Below are 17,269 nucleotides of genomic sequence, written 5' to 3'. Positions count from 1 at the left end.
GGATAACCAAGGCTAAATCGGCTAGTAGTTCAATGTATTAACGGGATCCAAGGGCAATGGCCCTTGGCCGCCGGAGGCTCTTCAACCACTTATGTGAAGCGGATGGGTCAAGAAGTCCGCTTGCGCAACAGTCGGTGCACCAGCGTCACTGCGGTCAGATCCCCCGTCACCGAGGTTGCGGTAATCACCGGATCGGCCAGGGCGATTACTGCAACATACAGCGGCATGATCGCCATCGGCGCGCCCAGCACATGCAACCCCGGGCCGTAGATCGCATAGATCACCGCCGCGCCCGGCAGCCCGGCGCCGCTGATGCTGCCAAGGATAACCGCCAGCCCCGCCAGCACCAGTTGCACCGGCCCCGGTTGCACACCGACCGCATGCGCCGCGACCAGCACGGCCGCAACCGCATGCGCGACCGTGCCCAGCCGAAACAGCGACACCGCCATCGGGATCGTCAGGCCCACGACATCTTCGGGAATGCCCAGCCGTTCGGTCGCGACTTCGATCATCACCGGCGTGGTCGCGAGCGACGAACAGCTGCCCGCGCCCATTGCCTGCGCCGGGATGATCGCAGCGGCGAATATGCCAAGCGGCGCTGCACCGGTGACTTTGACCACGACATAACACAGCGCCGCCATCATCAGGGTGGTGGCAAAACACAGGGCGATGAACACCCCCAGCACGCGTGCCACGCCCAGTCCGGATGACAGGCCCAGCCCCAGCGCGAGCAGGAATATCCCGGCCGGCGCGATCATCAGCACCCAGTCGACAATCTGCATCATCGCCGCCGCCAGCTCGGCGAGCACGCGCATGATTGCGCCCTGCTTCACATCGCCCTCCCGCGGCATCCGTGCCAGCGCGATGCCCAGCGCCAGCCCAAACACCACCAGCGGAAAAATCTGCCCCTGCGCGGCCGCGCCGACCGGATTTTCCGGAATGATCGCCATCAGTTGCGCCGCCAGCCCCGGCACCGGGGCCGGCGCATCGGCGCCAAGCAGGCCATCGAGCGCATGCGCCGGGATCGGCCAGGTGTGCAGCGCGCTTTCGACCAGGATCGTCGACAGGATCACCGTGACGACCATCGCGGCCAGGAACAGTCCCAGCGTCGTACCGATCAGCCGGCTGCCCTGCCCGCCCGCCACCGCGCTGGCGACGCCATGCGTGATCATTGCGAAAATGAGCGGGATCAGCGTCATCTGCAACGCGCGCACCCACATCTGACCCAGCGGCAGAAAGGCTTGCGCCGTCGCGGTCAGCCCGGGCGAACCGATCCAGCGGACCGCGATGCCGGCGATCGTGCCAAGCACCAGCGCGGCCAGGATGATGTGTGTGCGGCTGATTTTCATCGGGATCGTGTGGCATCCGCCCCAGTCTTGCGCAACCGTCCGAGTCTTGCGCAACCGGCTCACCCCTCGCCGAACATCCGCTTTTGTGCGGCCTCGATCTCTTCGAGATATCGCCGCCGCGCATAACTCTCGCTCAACACGCCGATCACCCGGCCGTGATCATCGACCACCGCCAGTTCGTCGGCACCATCATCGTCGAACGCGCTCAGCATCGGCTTGATCGCGGTGTCGGCCAGCAGCATGATCGTCGTCTGGCGCGCCAGCGGCGCGATCGGGTCGGCGGGATCGAGCGTCGGGTCATAAGCGGCCGGCGTCGGCACGATTCCCTGGTAGACGCCGGCCGCATTGACCATGACCGCCTTGCTTGCCGAGCCCAACGGCACGGTTTCACGAAATTGGCCGATCGTCATCGTATGGGGCACGGTGACGAAATCGCGCCGCATGATCCGCTCGGCCGTCAGGCTGAGCATCCAGCCGATGTCGCGCGGCGAACGGATATCCGACCCGCGCACATGCAGCCGCCAGGTCGAGAAGGAATAGCCGAATGTTTCGCGCGTGACCGCGCTCGCGATCAGCGCGGCGGTCATGACCACGCCCATCAGCGAAAAATCGTGCGTGGTTTCCAGCGTGAGCAACGCGAGCGTCATCGGTCCGCCGATCACCGACACGCACATCGCCGCCATGCCGACCAGCGCGAAATCGGTGGGATCGAACTCGACACCCAGATGCGCCAGATTGAGCGCCTCGGCAAAGGCCTGCCCCGCCAGCGAGCCCAGGAACAGCGAAGCGAAAAACAGCCCGCCGCGAAACCCGCTGGCGAGCGAAATCACCGAGGCGAGGATTTTCAACCCCAGCACCAGTACCAGGAACTGCACCGGCGGGCGGGTCATCAGATCGAGATGCAGCGCGCCATGCCCTGCCGACAACGCCTGCGGCGTGATCCACGCGATCGGCATCAGCAGCGCGCCGCCCAGCACCGGGCGCCACTGGCTGCTGCGCGTCGCCACCTGAAACGCACGCTCGGCCAGCGTAACCAGGCGCATCACCACGATGCCAAGGCCTGCGCAGATCAGCCCCAACGCAACCGCCGCGCCGTAATCGAACACCGTGCGCGCGCGGTTGACCGTCGCTGCGACCAGATACGGCTCGACCCCCAGCCAGCGCAGCACCAGCACGCCCGCCAGGCTGGCCGCGATGACCGGGGCGACGGCCGCGATACTGTATGATCCGATCACGATCTCGAATGCATAGAACGCGCCCGCCAGCGGCGAACCGAACGCCGCGCCCACCGCTGCGCCCGCGCCCGCGCCCACCAGCGTGCGCAGATCGGCGCGGCGCAAATTCAGCTGCTGCCCCAGCAGCGAGGCCATGCCGCCGCCCATCTGCGCATAGGTCGCCTCCAGGCCCACGGACGCGCCGCAGCCGTTGGACACGATCGTCTGCGCCGCGATCACCACATTGTCGCCGGCCGGGATGCGCCCGCCATGCAGCGCATTGGCCTCCACCACGTCGACCGGTGCCCAATTCCCGCCATCGCCGCGCCGTGCCATCCAGCGGCCCATCAGCACGAGCAACAAGCCGCCAAGCGGCAGCGCGAGCAGGCGCCAGGGATGCGCGATCGCGGTCAGCGCGCTCAGCCGGTTGATCTTCACGCCGTACAGCACCTGCTGCATCGCATGCGCCAGCCAGCCTTGTGCCAAGGTCGCAGTGCCGGCGGCCGAGCCGACGATAGCGGCCAGCAGGATGAATGCTGCCTCGCTTTCGCGCAGCCATCGCCGCACGCGCACCGCCACTGTGCGTACCGGCCGGTTCATGCGCCAGCCTCCGTCACGATGTCCGATGCCCTCATGCGGCCGCCATAGCGCGCGAGGCGCCGATTTGCGACCCGGTTGATGCACAACGATGGACCGATGGCCTTGCAGCTAATATTGCCCCTCTTGCACGCCTGCGGGCGCGCGGGCATAGGCCGCACATGCATGATATCCGCCTGATCCGCGAACACCCCGCCGCCTTCGACGCTGGGCTTGCCCGGCGCGGCAGTCCCGCTGCCTCGGCCGAAATCCTGGCAATCGACACCGCACGGCGAGCCCTCGTGACACGCATGCAGGAGGCGCAGGCGCGTCGCAACGAAGCATCCAAAGCGATCGGCGCGGCGATGGCCAAAGGCGACAGGAACTCCGCCGAGGCGCTGAAGGCCGAAGTCGCTGCGCTGAAAGAGCAGTTGCCGGCGCGCGAAGACGACGAACGCCGCCTGACCGCCGAACTGCACAATGCGCTGGCCGGGCTGCCCAATCTGCCCGCAGACGAAGCGCCCGACGGCGCGGACGAGGCCGACAATGTCGAAGTGCTGCGCTGGGGGACACCCCGCTCGTTCGATTTCACCCCGCGCGAACATGCCGATATCGGCCCGGCGCTGGGCCTCGATTTCGAAACCGGCGCGATGATTTCGGGCGCGCGGTTTACCTTCCTGCGCGGGGGCATGGCGCGGCTGCACCGTGCGCTGGCGCAATTCATGCTCGATTTTCAGACCGGTACCAATGGCTATGTCGAATGCATCACGCCGCTGCTGGTGCGTGACGAAGCGGTGTTCGGCACCGGCCAATTGCCCAAGTTCGCCGATGACCTGTTCAGGACCACCGATGGCCGCTGGCTGATCCCGACCGCCGAAGTCAGCCTGACCAATTCGGTGCGCGAACAGATTCTCGCCGATGCGGCGCTGCCCTTGCGCATGACTGCACTGACACCGTGTTTCCGCTCCGAAGCGGGTGCAGCCGGGCGCGACACGCGCGGGTTCATCCGCCAGCACCAGTTTGAAAAGGTCGAGCTGGTGTCGATCACGCGCCCCGACGATTCCGCCGCCGAGCACGAGCGCATGACGTTGTGCGCCGAAGCGGTGCTGCAGGCGCTTGAGCTGCCTTATCGCAAGGTGCGGCTGTGTACCGGCGACATGGGCGCGACCGCGCGGCTGACGTATGATCTGGAAGTGTGGCTGCCGGGGCAGAACGCCTATCGCGAGATCTCGTCGTGTTCGAATTGCGGCGATTTCCAGGCGCGGCGGATGAACACCCGCTATCGCCCCGAAGGCAGCAAGAGCACCGAATTCGTCCATACGCTCAATGGGTCGGGCCTTGCGGTCGGGCGGACGTTGGTTGCGGTGCTGGAGAATTACCAGCAGGCCGATGGCTCGGTCGAGGTGCCGGCGGTGCTGGCGCCTTATGTCGCCGGGTTGACCCGGCTCGTGCCTGCCGCGTGATCCGGCGGGCCGCCCGCCTGACTTTGGGCCTGGCCCTGCTGGCAGCGGCGCCCGCTGCGGCGCACGACTACGCGATCATCGCGTGGACCTATACCACCGAGCGCGGCGACACGGTTGCGGAAATCGCCGCGCGCATGGGCGTGTCGCCGGGCGACCTGGCGCGCGCCAACGGCATCGATCCCGACTCGCGGCTGACCCCGGGCACGGTGCTGAAGCGCCCCGACCCCAATATGCCGCGCGGACGAAAATTTCCGCCTGCGCGTCCACCGCACCGCGTCGCGCCCCCACCGCAGATACCGGTGCAGGCAACCCGGCGCGCGCCCTATGTCCCCACCCCGATCGTCCGCCCGGACTTGGGTACACCGCGTCTGATGTGGCCGACATCGGGCGCCGTGGTCAGCAAGTTCGGCGCCGATGTGCGCGGCCGGCCCAACAACGGGATCGACCTGGCCGCGTATTCCGGAATGATCGTGCGCGCCGCCGTGTCGGGCCGGGTGATCTTTGCCGGCACCGAGCCCGAACGCTATGGCCAATTGATCGTGATCGACCACGGCAACGGCTGGGCCACGGCCTATGCGTACCTGGGCAAAGTCGAAGTCAAACAGGGTACGATCGTGGCCAGAGGCACGCCGATCGCACGGATCGGCAAAAGCGGCGAGGCCCGGACGCCGGCGCTGCATTTCGAACTGCGCCACGACAACGTCCCGCGCGACCCGCTGCGCGCGCTGCCGGTCAGACTGTAGAAATCCTCCCCGGGACGGGGAGGGGGACCGCCCGAAGGGTAGTGGAGGGGCAGGGCCTCATGACACCAACCTTACGAAAGCGCGCCAGCGCGGTAATGCCCCTGGGGGGGAAATGAAATGGTCAACCTGAAATGCATCATTGCTATATCGATTGCAGGCAATATCGCACTTGCAATTTTGGCTTATCACTACGCCATCAAATCCAACATCGATGATTATTACCAGTACGGCATACAAAAAAAGTTCAATCTGTGATGGTTCACGAAAAACAAGACCCAAAATCATACACACCTTCAAAGGATATGCCGATTTTTACGGGTCATAAATTGGTATGTGCGTTTATGTATCGCGGAGAATGGCACGAATCCTATTGTTTTTATCGTGACACGGGGGAATTTTTTGGCCACCTTTGATATTCGTACGGATCCCGGGACCGTACGCGTGATCGCCGCGGCCTTTTCATAACGGAGCGCGAGATCTATACTGCGCACCGTCGAACGGTTCGCACTATGAGGCACCGCCCCTCCACCACCCTGCGGGCGGTCCCCCTCCCCGTTCCGGGGAGGATTCAGCGCATTACGAAGAAAACCAGCCCCATCGCCAGGTACGCCAGCAGCCAGAACCCGGCATCGATCAGCGCCATGCGGCGGCTGACGCGCAGGTTCATGTAATTGAACCACATCGCCGGGATGATGAATGCACCGGCCAGCCCGCCGGTCATCATGAAATACAGCCATGGCTTGACCGCCAGCGTCGGCGCTCCGACGCGCGCAAACATGTGGCCGATCATCGTCGCCGACACCAGCAGCAGCACGCCGCTGGCCATGAAGTTGCGCCATGGCGCGATCCGCTGGCCCAGACCGCCCGGGCCCAGCTCTTCCACGCGGGCGCGGCCATGGATCGGCCCGTACCACAGCGCCGACACCGCCAGCGCAACAATCGTGGCCACCACAACGCCCAACCAGTTCACTGGACCCATCGACAGTTCTCCCGGGCGCCAGATCGTGCGCAGATGAAACCGATCTGGCACATACATAGGGTGGCCCGCGTTGGCAAATCGCGTGGCGCGTGACGCGCCCGCCAAAACACGCTATGCGCCGCCGCCTTATGGCAACCACCGCACACCCGCTTAAAATTCCGGACTCGCCGCGCGTCGGCATGGTCAGCCTCGGCTGCCCCAAGGCGCTGGTCGACAGCGAACGCATTCTGACCCGGCTGCGCGCCGATGGCTATGCGATGAGCCCCGATTACCAGGGCGCGGATGTCGTGCTGGTCAACACCTGCGGCTTTCTCGATTCGGCCAAGGAAGAGAGCCTGGCCGCGATCGGCGAGGCGATTGCCGAAAACGGCCGCGTGATCGTCACCGGCTGCATGGGCAACGAGGCCGATGTGATCCGCGCGCGCTTCCCCCAGGTGCTGGCCGTGACCGGCGCGCATCAGTACGAAGACGTTGTCGATGCGGTCCACGCGGCAGCGCCTCCGGGCCTGGGACCGTATATCGACCTGATCCCGCAGGCCGCGCCCGGCGATATCAAGCTGACGCCGCGCCACTACAGCTATGTGAAGATTTCCGAAGGCTGCAACCACGCCTGTGCGTTCTGCATCATCCCGCAATTGCGCGGCGGGCTGGTCAGCCGGCGGATCGACGCGGTCTTGCGCGAAGCGGAGAAGCTGGTGGCCGCGGGCACGCGCGAACTGCTGATCATCAGCCAGGACACCTCGGCCTATGGCGTCGACGTGCGCCACGAGGACCGGCAGTGGAAGGGGCAGACCGTGCGCACCCACATGACCGACCTGGCGCGCGAACTGGGTGGCCTGCGCACCCCCGACGGGCAGGTGCCCTGGGTGCGGCTGCATTATGTCTATCCTTATCCGCATGTCGAGGCGGTGATCCCGCTGATGGCGCAAGGCCTGCTGACTCCGTATCTCGACATTCCGTTCCAACATGCCAGTCCGAAAGTGCTGCGCGCGATGAAGCGCCCGGCAAACGAGGCCAAAGTGCTGGAACGGTTGCGCACCTGGCGCGACATCTGCCCCGATATCGCGATCCGGTCGAGCTTCGTCGTCGGGTTTCCGGGCGAGACCGAGGACGATTTCCGCTATCTGCTCGACTGGCTGGACGAGGCACAGCTCGACCGCGTCGGCGCATTCCGCTTCGAACCCGTCGCCGGCGCGCTCGCCAACGACTTGCCCGATCCGGTGCCCGAAGCGGTCAAGGAAGAGCGTTATGCGCGTCTGATGGAACGCACCGAAGCGATCAGCCGCGCCAAGCTCGCCGCAAAAGTCGGGCGCACGATCCGCGTGATCATCGACGAACGCGGCGAACCCGACGAAGACGGCGACATCGGCGCCACCGGCCGGTCGCAGGCCGATGCGCCTGAGATCGACGGCGCGGTGCATCTGCGCAATGTGCCCGCGGGGCTGAAAGCGGGCGATTTCGTCGATGTGGACATCGAGGATGCGGACGACCACGATCTGTTCGGGGTGATCGCCGACTGATGTTCCTCCTCCTCGTGAAGGGGGCTTTTCAATCGCTGGTCTCCGCCGCCGATTTGCCATAGACTTTAACTCGTCGATTAAAAAACGCGACGGGAGAGAAGCATGGATACGCCGTTCGACCTGATCATCGTCGGCGCGGGCATTTCGGGTATCGGCATGGCCGCGCATATGGAAAAATTGTGCCCCGGGCAGCGTTATGGCGTGATCGAGCGGCGCGCGGAACTGGGCGGAACGTGGGATCTGTTCCGCTATCCGGGCGTGCGCTCGGACAGCGACATGCACACGCTGGGTTTTGTGTTCGAACCCTGGCGGCACGAAAAATCGATCGCCGATGGCCCGGCGATCCTCGATTATCTGAACCGGATCGTCGATGAACGCGGGATCCGCCCCAAAATCCGGTTCGGCACACGCGTGGTCTCGGCCGATTGGGACAGCGACGGCGGGGTCTGGCGGCTGGAACTCGAAACCGGTGGCACAATCAACCGGATCGCGACGCGGTTCCTGTATCTGGGATCCGGCTATTACGACTACGACGACCCGCACGACGCGGGCATCCCGGGCGCGGCGGATTTTGCAGGGCGCATCGTCCATCCCCAATTCTGGCCCGCCGATCTCGATTACGCGGGCAAATCGGTCGTGGTTATCGGGTCGGGCGCGACGGCGGTGACCGTGGTGCCTGCGATGGCTGCAACTGCGGCGCATGTCACGATGCTGCAACGCACGCCGACATGGATGGCGGCGCGCCCGGCGCGCGATGGCCTGGCCAATTTCCTGCGTCGCGTGCTGCCCGAAGGATGGGCGTACCGCCTCACCCGCTTCAAGAATATCCGGCTTCAGTCGTTCTTTTTCCACCGCGCCCGCGCCGATCCGGCAAAGACGCGGGCCTACATGACCAAAATGACGCAAAAGGAACTTGGCCCCCATTTCACCGAGCGCGATTTCACCCCGCCCTACAATCCGTGGGATCAGCGGCTGTGCCTGATCCCCGACGGTGATCTGTTTGCCGCGATCAAGGCGGGACGCGCCAATGTGGTCACCGACCGGATCGACCGGATCGATGCGACGGGTGTCCTGTTGCAATCGGGGCAGCATCTGGCGGCCGACGTGATCGTCACGGCGACCGGGCTGAGCGTGACGATGGCCGGCAAGATCGCGATGCGCCTCGATGGCGTGCCGATCGATTGGTCGCAGCATTATTATTACAAGGCCTGCATGTTTTCCAACGTGCCCAACCTGGCGGCGGTGTTCGGCTATCTCAATGCGTCGTGGACATTGCGCGCCGATATCGTGGCAGACTATATCTGCCGCCTGATCAATCTGATGGCGGCACGCGGGGCGACCATCGCCACCCCGGTCCTGCCCGCCGACCACGGCCTGATCGACGAGGAGGCGTTTGATCTGTCGTCGGGCTATATCAGCCGCGCGCGCCATCTGATGCCAAGGAGCGCGTCGGACATGCGCTGGCGGCTGAACCAGGATTACATGCGCGACCGGGTGTGGATGAAACGCGATCCTGTGGATGACGGCGTGCTGCGATTCGATCGAGCCCCGGCGATCATGCAAGCCGCCGAATAGGCGGCTTGCATGGGCCCGCCATTGCTTTATCCCGACTGGCGATGACCAACACCGATCGTATCTGGACCGCCGCGCTGATCGTGGTGGGTGACGAAATCCTGTCCGGCCGCACGCAGGACAAGAACATCGCGCAAGTGGCCGCATGGCTTGGCGTGCAGGGTATCCGCCTGCGCGAAGTGCGCGTGGTGCCCGATGTGATCGACGCAATCGTCGAGGCGGTGAACACGCTGCGCGCACGCAACGATTACCTGTTTACGACAGGCGGCATCGGCCCCACGCACGACGACATCACGGTCGACGCAGTGGCGCAGGCGCTGGGCGTGCCGGTCGTGATCCATCCTCGCGCACGTGCGATCCTGGAGGCGTATTACGAGACGCGCGGCGGGCTGAACGATGCACGGCTGCGCATGGCACGCGTGCCCGATGGCGCCGATCTGATCGAAAACCGGGTTTCGGGCGCGCCGGGCATTCGCGCAGGAAACGTGTTCCTGATGGCCGGCGTGCCCTCGATCACCGCGCAGATGCTCGATGGCCTGACCGGCAAGCTCGAAGGTGGATTGCCGGTGATCAGCCACACGGTCGGATGCTGGGTCGCCGAAAGCGAAATCGCGGTGATGCTGGGCGACACCGAAAAGCGCTTTGCCGGGGTCCAGATCGGCAGCTATCCGTTTTTTCGCGAGGGCCGGACGGGCGCGAATTTCGTCATCCGCTCGGTCGATGCGGATGTCCTGCTGGCCTGCGCGCAGGACCTGAGTGCGCAACTGGCCGCGATCGGGCGTGAACCGGTCGACGGGGGGATATGATCCGACGGTTCTGCGCGATCGCGTTCGTGCTGGCCGCCGGGTGCGCACGCGATACTGCGCTGATCGATTTCCGCCACGAACTGGCTGCGCATGACAGCGCCACGCTCGCACTCGAGGTGTGGTGCGCAAGAGCCGGCATCGCCAACCCGGCGCATGTCGACGCCGCAAACCAGGACGATGCCGATGCGTTGCCGGCAACGCCGGCGATCCGGGCGATGCTGGCAGTGGGCGCGGGTGAACCGGTGCGGGTGCGCCATGTGCTGTTGTCGTGCGGCGGGGTGGTGTTGTCCGATGCGCGCAACTGGTATGTGCCGGGGCGGCTGACGCCGGCGATGAACCAGACGCTTGAGACGACGCGCATGCCGTTCGGCAAAGTCGTCGTTTCGTTGGGCTTGCACCGGCACTATCTGACGTCATCGCCCGCATCATGCCCCGCAGGCACGATCCAGCACAACACCGCCGTGCTGCGGCGCGATGACGGCGTGGCGTACAGCCTGGTCAGCGAATGCTACACCCGGGCGAATATTGCGCGCCGCTCTTCTTGAAGCCCCTCCCCTTCAGGGGAGGGGTTGGGGTGGGGCCTATCCCCACTCGCCGACGCTTATGCGACCATGGACTGTAGCCGAGAGGCCCCACCCCCGGCCCCTCCCCTGAAGGGGAGGGGGGAAGAAAAAAAAGGGGCCGGAGCTTATGGCCCCGACCCCCATTTTCAATCATCGCCGCGAAAAATCAGGCGCCGTAGACTTCTGCTACATCGACCTTGATGCCCGGTCCCATCGAGCTCGACAGGCCGACCTTGCGCAGATACTTGCCCTTGGCACCGGCTGGCTTGGCCTTGACGATCGCGTCGACGAAGGCGTCGAAATTGGCGCGCAGGGCGTCATCGGAAAACGACAGCTTGCCGATCCCGCCGTGAATGATCCCGGCCTTTTCGACGCGGAATTCGATCTGGCCACTCTTGGCGGCCTTGATCGCATCGGCGACGTTCGGAGTCACCGTGCCCAGTTTCGGGTTCGGCATCAGGCCCTTGGGGCCCAGGATCTTGCCCAGACGGCCAACGATGCCCATCATGTCGGGCGTGGCGATCACGCGGCCGTAATCGACATTGCCGCCCTGCATTTCTTCGAGCAGGTCTTCGGCGCCGACGCGGTCTGCGCCTGCGGCAAGGGCCGCTTCGGCCTTGTCACCGCGGGCAAACACCGCAACCTTGACGTCCTTGCCGGTGCCCGAAGGCAGCGTGACCATGCCGCGCACCATCTGGTCGGCATGACGCGGATCGACGCCGAGATTGAGCGCGACTTCAAGCGATTCGTCGAACTTGGCGCTTTTCAGATCCTTCAGCAGCGCGATCGCTTCGTTGATCGAATACAGCTTCTGGTTGTCGCCGAGCTTGGTGGTCAGGGCCTTTGATTTTTTTGTCGTTGCCATCGGATCAGCCCTCCACAACCTGAATGCCCATCGAACGGGCGGAACCTTCGATGATCTTTGCCGCCTGCTCGATCGAGTTGGCGTTGAGATCCTTCATCTTCAACTGCGCGATATCGGCAAGCTGCGACCGCTTGATCGTGCCGGCCGAATCCTTGCCCGGCAGCTTCGAACCCGATTTCAGGTTCAGCGCCTGCTTGATGAAGAACGTGGCCGGCGGGGTTTTCGTGATGAACGAAAACGAGCGGTCCGAATACACCGTGATCACGGTCGGCAGCGGCGTGCCCTTTTCCACTTCCTGCGTGGCGGCGTTGAATTCCTTGCAGAAACCCATGATGTTGACGCCGCGCTGACCCAGTGCGGGCCCGATCGGCGGCGAAGGCTTGGCTTCGCCAGCCTTGATCTGCAACTTGATATAGGTATCGATTTTCTTGGCCACGATGGCCTCCTTGTCTTCCTGTTGGGGTTGCCCCCGCAGAGTGAGCGGTCAGACAGCATGTTGCCATGCCTCCCGCAGCGGATTTAACCAGGGCGAAACGCCCCGGCGAAGTGCGCGCGCATAACGACATACGCACAGAATGCAAGATTTTATGGCGCCACGGTATCGGCTCGTTCCGCCAGCTGAGCGTCCTGCGGTATGATCCGGGCGGTCGGGTGGAGGGCGGGCCGGTAGCGTCTTTCGCTTACTTGACCAGCTCGACTTCCTCGAACGCCAGTTCGACCGGTGTTGCGCGACCAAAGATCGACACCGACACCTTGACGCGGCTCTTGTCGAAATCGAGATCCTCGACCACGCCGTTGAACGAAGCGAACGGCCCCGCGTTGACCTTGACCGAATCGCCGATTTCGTAATCGACCACGATCTGCGTGCTCGGCTCGGCCGCTGCGGCATCGCGCGCGCCGAAATACCGCTGCGCCTCTTTTTCGGAGATCGGCTGCGGCTTGTTGTTCGTGCCCAGGAAGCCGGTGACTTTGGGCGTGTTCTTGACCAGGTGATATACGTCGTCGTTCAGCACCAGCTTGGCCAGCACGTAGCCGGGCATGAATTTGCGCTCGACCTGGACTTTCTTGCCGCGCTTGACTTCGGTCACGGTTTCGGTCGGCACTTCGACCGCTTCGACCAGCTGGGTCAGGCCCTTGCGTTCGGCCTCGGCGACAATCGCTTCGCGAACCTTGTTTTCAAAGCCGGAATAGGCGTGGATGATGTACCAACGGGCCATAGTGATTTCCTGAACAGATCGGTCGTGAGTGATCGCGCTTCAGCGCGGATCAGGCAAGTTGCAGCAAAAGCCGGACGGCGTAGCCGAACAGAGTGTCGATACCCAGGAAGAACACCGACAGGATCAGCATCATGACGCCGACGAATATTGCGGTGGTCACGGTTTCCTGACGGGTCGGCCACACGACTTTGCGCGCTTCGGCCTTCACCTGGTTGAAAAACTCGCTCGGACTGGTCCTGGCCATGGCTCTTGTCTTGCCTTCAACGAAAAAGATCACGCGTTCCGCCTAGGGGTCATCGCCGCCCCGGACAAGTCCGGGAGGGGCAAGTAACACTCCAAATCTGCGGGGAGAGATTCGCATTTAGGCGGCGACAGAAAAAAAGGCAAGAGAGGGGCCGTTTTCGAAAGTCGCCAAGAGCGACTTAAGCGCCACCCACCGCCCCGCACCCCCGGCCCATCCGCCCACGAGAGTACCCTGAATGGGCGGATGGGCCGGGGGTGCGGGGCGGTGGGTGGCGCTTCCCAACAAAGACTTTCAGGTCTTCACCCTTGCCCGCTTTACCCGCACGCTGTTGCGCCCCGATCGCTTGGCTTCGTATAGCGCGACATCGGCGGCGTCGAACAGTGCCTCGCGCGTCATGCCGAGGCGCAATTGCGCCAGCCCGCACGAGATCGACGTCAGCACGCGAACATTGCCGATCGTCACGATCGGCTCGGTCGCCACCACGCGCGTGATGCGTTCGCAGATCGCTTGCGCCGATTCGAGGTCGCAGCGAAACAGGATCGCGAATTCATCGCCGCTCATCCGTCCGACGACATCGTCCTGGCGCGTGCCCGCAAGCAGGCGCCGTGCGATTTCGACGAGCGCGGCATCGCCCGCGGGGTGGCCATGCGTATCATTAACCGATTTGAAATGATCGACATCGATCAATGCCAGCGTCACCGCGCCGATCGGCGAGATCACGCTCGCTGCCTCGACTGCGCGGGTGATCCGCTGGCGAAACCCGGCGCGGCTGAACACGCCGGTCAGGTCGTCGATTTCGACCCGCCGCGAGATCGCCATTTCGCGCGCCTTGCGCAAGGTAATGTCGCGCAGCGTGATCACCGAGCCCACTGCCGGCGCATCGTGGCCATCATGCCCCTGCCGTGCGGTGCGCAGCGATGCCTCCAGCGTGATCTGGGGTTGGCTAGGCGACCGGAATTCTGCCGTGCGCAGTGTGTAGTCGCCGCCGGGATGATGCCCATCGGACACCGGCGGGATCTGGTCGAGCCGGATCCCGGCGCGCGCCACCACCCGTTTCAGCGACACGCCGACCAGATCGTGCGGCGCCAGACCCAGATAACCAAGCACCGGCCCATCGGCCCAGCGGCAGATATCGGAACTGTCGAACCCCAGGATGGCGTCGGGCGAATGCGCCATGACCAGCCGCAACAGCTCTTCGCGCTCGGCCAGTTGCGTGCGTGCCTCTGCGCGCGAGGCGACGATCGCAACCACCGGCATCGTCGTGCACATCATCACGGCCAGGTAAAACTGAAAGAACACCGTGTGAAACATCGCCCCCTGGTGCAACAGCGCCATCGGGCCACCCATATGGATCGAGGCGATCGTGCCGATCAACTCGACCACGATCACTCCGGCCAAAGTCGCCAGCCGCCCCTGCCCGAACGACAGCAGCAGCAGCGAGGAGACGGGCAGAAACAGGATCGGCAGACTGTTTTGTGAAAACACGAATGCCGTTGTCAGCGCATGAAAGGCAAACAGACCGAGCCCGCGCATCTGTGCCGACGATGTCTGAGTCTCGATCGCGCGGACATAACTGTTATCGAACAGAGCCTTGAAAAAAGGCGTAAAGATCACCGCGCCAAGCGCGGAACATCCAAACCAGGCAAGAAACGATTCCAGCATCGGCGACCCATACGTCAGCGCGGACACCACCGCGCCACCCGCCGCGCCCAGCGCCGGTGCGACCAGCCCTGCCGCAAGCAGAAACTGTGCGGTCGTGCGTCCGTCGGCCAGCATATCCTTGCCAAGCCGCGCCTTGGTGATGAGCCACGCGGCCAGCAGCGTCTGGCCCATATGCGCCGCGCCATAGCCCACGATGCCTGGTGCCCAGTCGCGACCGAAACCGTTGGCCAGCGCATTGGCCACCCAGCCGACAAGCAACAGCAACGACCATTCGCGCCGTGGCCGCGACAGCAGCAACGCCAGGATGACCGCATCTGCCGGCCACACCGCCGCATGGGTGCGCGTTTGCGTGGCGTAAACCACAGTCCACGTCGCGATTATGAAATAGCCGAACCCGCCCACAAGCACCCACCACAGGCGATCGCGCAGCTTCCGATATTCCAGCGCCAGATCGTGCAGGATATTCGCGCCCAGAATTCCCGAATCGAGCGCGTGATCGCCCAGGATTTCAGAATTCAGCACCTCGGCAGGCAATGCGCGCGCCACGGCCTCCGGGCCAAAATTTCGCATTTCGGTCATCGCCGCACCTTTGGCCAAATCCGTTAACACAAAGTTGCGATCGGGCGCCAAAACCGGTGAAAATGCCTATAAAGGCAATAATACAGGAGAAACCAAACCCGGCGCCGCGCATATGCGCTGCGCCCTCCCCGACCGGCGCGATTACGCAGGGGCGCCGGGCAATTCGCGTGCCTTTGCCAGCACCGGCTTTCAGAAAAAAAAGGGCAGGAGTGAGCGAAATGCCCGAATCGTGCTTTTACAGAACCCTTATCGCGGATAACCCTGTAAAACCGATCCACCGAATCCTGCGGTGCCCCGGGGCAAATGGATAACCTTTTGGGTGCCGTTTGGGAAGTTTCAGGGCTCGAACATGTCGGGTTGTGATTGCGGTGGTGGCGGCGGCAGGTCAGCGATCCCATACACCGTGAAGTCGCTTCCGGCCAACTTTCGAATATCAACGTCGTCTGAGTAGATCTCATCAGCGCCGACGACCCGCGCGATCGCGATGATCTGCTCATCGAACTTGGATTTCGCCCTATTAGAGTCCGGGTTGCGCGCTTTTCTGGTCGCGGACATCGCGGCGCATTCAACCGCTGCCATCAAACCAAACGGCTCAATCCTGATCGCCCGCTTTCCCTCGATCGCGCCAAGCCAGACAGGGCCGGCAGCGCCCGCACGGGTCAATATTTCGGCCAACGTTGGAGTGGGAACGATCAGAACGTCGCCATCCCTCGATAATCGCAATATTAACGCTTCTACGCGCTCCTTGCATTGCCCGATCTGCTGGCCGTCATCACCCAAGGGCGCGCGGCAATCTGGGTCGAAAAAGTGGAGTAGAACCGACGTATCGGCTACGGCGATCAATGCAGTGCCTCCTCTCCGCCCCGCACGCGCCGCAATTCATCGTGCGGATCAGCAAGCTTACTCCATTCCGATGGGCCAGCGCGGCGCGCCTTGTCGATAACGTCCGAGAGCGGGCTATTATCGAGGGGCTCGACGCGAGCAATGACGAACTTTTTCAGATGCCACCGTCCATCGCCCTGCCGGCTCCATGTGCCAACCCCATGGAACCGAACAGGTCCTGCGTGAAAAAGCGCGGCCAAGCCACGCCCCATACTCGATGGCGCTTCAAGCGACCAGGCGCGCCCGTTGTCGACGATGCCCACATGGACAGTGGCATCGCGCCCTTCAATCCGCACGACAACCCCGTCGAGCGTGCCGCTTTGCTTCATCGGCCCATATACCAGGGGCTCAGGCCGATTACGCCCGGCGAAATTGACCCGGATGACGTTGTCTGTGGCGAGCAATTCGCCGGTCGCATTGTCTTCGGCCAGCATGCGATCGAGCTTCTCGACCGCGGCGAAAAGCTTATCGTCAGCCGCATTTGTTGCGATGGCCATGACACGATGAGCGACCTTTGGCACTGCCGGATGGTCAACCGCGATATGAGCGACGACCGAACCTTCTGTGAGATTGCGAAAATGCACGTTTGCCGGCTCGCCCAGCACATCGGCCAGCGCCTTCAGGTAATCGCCTAGGCGTTCCAGCGGGATATCGTCGGGCTTATATTGGCCCTCAATCTTGAAGGTGTATGCCTCGCTCATTGGACCGCGTCACTCCTAGTCGCCTTTTCGGCGCGCGTACGACGTTTGTCGAGCCATAACGAGAACGTCTTGCGTTTTTGTAAGCCAGGGTTCGGCACAGCGACGGCTTACAATGCTTTGAGCGTCGCCGCTGTCGAACAAAAACGCATCGCAGAGCTGGCCATGGCCCCTGTCATCGAGTTCGATCGCACGACTCGCGAACAGGCCAAATCAGAAAAAATGGATAACCCCGTCAGAGAGGTTAGCCAAATTCACCCAAAAAACGGCTGATTTCTATGGTGAATGGCAGGAGTGAGGGGACTCGAACCCATGGCCCTCGGTTTTGGAGACCTAA

Annotated in this window: 18 protein-coding genes; 8 read left to right on the top strand and 10 right to left on the bottom strand. The window is 63.7% G+C overall.

The window, feature by feature from the left end; genetic code table 11:
* Positions 1-107: 107 nt before the first annotated feature.
* Positions 108-1,403, bottom strand: coding sequence for a dicarboxylate/amino acid:cation symporter (locus tag ACOOE2_RS03915; RefSeq protein WP_420381716.1), 1,296 nt, complete (start codon positions 1,401-1,403; stop codon positions 108-110).
* 5 nt (positions 1,404-1,408) lie between these two features.
* Complete coding sequence (locus tag ACOOE2_RS03910; protein WP_420381715.1) at positions 1,409-3,163, bottom strand: chloride channel protein; 1,755 nt, start codon at positions 3,161-3,163, stop codon at positions 1,409-1,411.
* A gap of 158 nt (positions 3,164-3,321) precedes the next feature.
* On the opposite strand from ACOOE2_RS03910, the gene serS reads away from it, so the two are divergent.
* The gene (serS, locus tag ACOOE2_RS03905) at positions 3,322-4,602 is read left to right on the top strand and encodes a serine--tRNA ligase (RefSeq protein ID WP_420381714.1); all 1,281 of its coding nucleotides are present in this window, start codon (positions 3,322-3,324) and stop codon (positions 4,600-4,602) included.
* A complete protein-coding gene (locus tag ACOOE2_RS03900) occupies positions 4,599-5,345 on the top strand; it encodes a peptidoglycan DD-metalloendopeptidase family protein (RefSeq protein ID WP_420381713.1) in 747 nt (248 codons plus the stop codon). The genes serS and ACOOE2_RS03900 overlap by 4 nt, the downstream gene beginning before the upstream one ends.
* 568 nt (positions 5,346-5,913) lie before the next feature.
* Here ACOOE2_RS03900 and ACOOE2_RS03895 read toward each other — a convergent pair.
* Entirely contained in the window at positions 5,914-6,381 is a 468-nt protein-coding gene (locus tag ACOOE2_RS03895) for a DUF1761 domain-containing protein (RefSeq protein ID WP_420381712.1), read from the bottom strand.
* Positions 6,382-6,452: 71 nt separating this feature from the next.
* Between ACOOE2_RS03895 and rimO the strand changes: the two genes are divergently transcribed.
* From rimO to ACOOE2_RS03875, 4 genes are all read left to right on the top strand, one after another.
* Complete coding sequence (gene rimO, locus ACOOE2_RS03890; protein WP_420381711.1) at positions 6,453-7,844, top strand: 30S ribosomal protein S12 methylthiotransferase RimO; 1,392 nt, start codon at positions 6,453-6,455, stop codon at positions 7,842-7,844.
* A gap of 102 nt (positions 7,845-7,946) precedes the next feature.
* Entirely contained in the window at positions 7,947-9,419 is a 1,473-nt protein-coding gene (locus ACOOE2_RS03885) for a flavin-containing monooxygenase (RefSeq protein WP_420381710.1), read from the top strand.
* A gap of 41 nt (positions 9,420-9,460) precedes the next feature.
* Positions 9,461-10,222, top strand: coding sequence for a competence/damage-inducible protein A (locus tag ACOOE2_RS03880; protein ID WP_420381709.1), 762 nt, complete (start codon positions 9,461-9,463; stop codon positions 10,220-10,222).
* A complete protein-coding gene (locus ACOOE2_RS03875; RefSeq protein ID WP_420381708.1) occupies positions 10,219-10,767 on the top strand; it encodes a hypothetical protein in 549 nt (182 codons plus the stop codon). Before ACOOE2_RS03880 ends, ACOOE2_RS03875 begins: the two co-directional genes overlap by 4 nt.
* Positions 10,768-10,951: 184 nt before the next feature.
* Here the strand turns inward: ACOOE2_RS03875 and rplA are convergent, their stop codons facing one another.
* From rplA to ACOOE2_RS03850, 5 genes are all read right to left on the bottom strand, one after another.
* A complete protein-coding gene (gene rplA / locus ACOOE2_RS03870; RefSeq protein WP_420381707.1) occupies positions 10,952-11,650 on the bottom strand; it encodes a 50S ribosomal protein L1 in 699 nt (232 codons plus the stop codon).
* Between the two features lie 4 nt (positions 11,651-11,654).
* Positions 11,655-12,086: a 50S ribosomal protein L11 gene (gene rplK / locus ACOOE2_RS03865; protein WP_420381706.1), complete on the bottom strand. Its 432-nt coding sequence runs from the start codon at positions 12,084-12,086 to the stop codon at positions 11,655-11,657.
* A 244-nt stretch (positions 12,087-12,330) separates the two neighbouring features.
* Entirely contained in the window at positions 12,331-12,867 is a 537-nt protein-coding gene (gene nusG / locus ACOOE2_RS03860; protein ID WP_420381705.1) for a transcription termination/antitermination protein NusG, read from the bottom strand.
* A gap of 49 nt (positions 12,868-12,916) precedes the next feature.
* Positions 12,917-13,111: a preprotein translocase subunit SecE gene (gene secE, locus ACOOE2_RS03855; RefSeq protein ID WP_420381704.1), complete on the bottom strand. Its 195-nt coding sequence runs from the start codon at positions 13,109-13,111 to the stop codon at positions 12,917-12,919.
* A 291-nt stretch (positions 13,112-13,402) separates the two neighbouring features.
* Positions 13,403-15,352 (bottom strand): diguanylate cyclase, encoded by a 1,950-nt coding sequence (locus ACOOE2_RS03850; protein ID WP_420381703.1) that lies wholly within the window; start codon positions 15,350-15,352, stop codon positions 13,403-13,405.
* A 10-nt stretch (positions 15,353-15,362) separates the two neighbouring features.
* On the opposite strand from ACOOE2_RS03850, the gene ACOOE2_RS03845 reads away from it, so the two are divergent.
* Positions 15,363-15,611, top strand: coding sequence for a hypothetical protein (locus tag ACOOE2_RS03845; protein WP_420381702.1), 249 nt, complete (start codon positions 15,363-15,365; stop codon positions 15,609-15,611).
* A gap of 77 nt (positions 15,612-15,688) precedes the next feature.
* Here ACOOE2_RS03845 and ACOOE2_RS03840 read toward each other — a convergent pair whose 3' ends face one another.
* Positions 15,689-16,195: a hypothetical protein gene (locus tag ACOOE2_RS03840; protein WP_420381701.1), complete on the bottom strand. Its 507-nt coding sequence runs from the start codon at positions 16,193-16,195 to the stop codon at positions 15,689-15,691.
* On the bottom strand, positions 16,192-16,935 hold the full coding sequence (locus ACOOE2_RS03835) for a hypothetical protein (RefSeq protein WP_420381700.1): 744 nt from the start codon (positions 16,933-16,935) through the stop codon (positions 16,192-16,194). Before ACOOE2_RS03835 ends, ACOOE2_RS03840 begins: the two co-directional genes overlap by 4 nt.
* A gap of 69 nt (positions 16,936-17,004) precedes the next feature.
* On the opposite strand from ACOOE2_RS03835, the gene ACOOE2_RS03830 reads away from it, so the two are divergent.
* Positions 17,005-17,205, top strand: a complete 201-nt coding sequence (locus tag ACOOE2_RS03830) for a hypothetical protein (protein WP_420381699.1) — start codon at positions 17,005-17,007, stop codon at positions 17,203-17,205.
* Positions 17,206-17,269 lie beyond the last annotated feature (64 nt).

This window comes from Novosphingobium sp. (assembly GCF_965214355.1).
Lineage (GTDB): Bacteria > Pseudomonadota > Alphaproteobacteria > Sphingomonadales > Sphingomonadaceae > Novosphingobium.
This window is presented reverse-complemented; position numbering and strand designations above follow the sequence as displayed.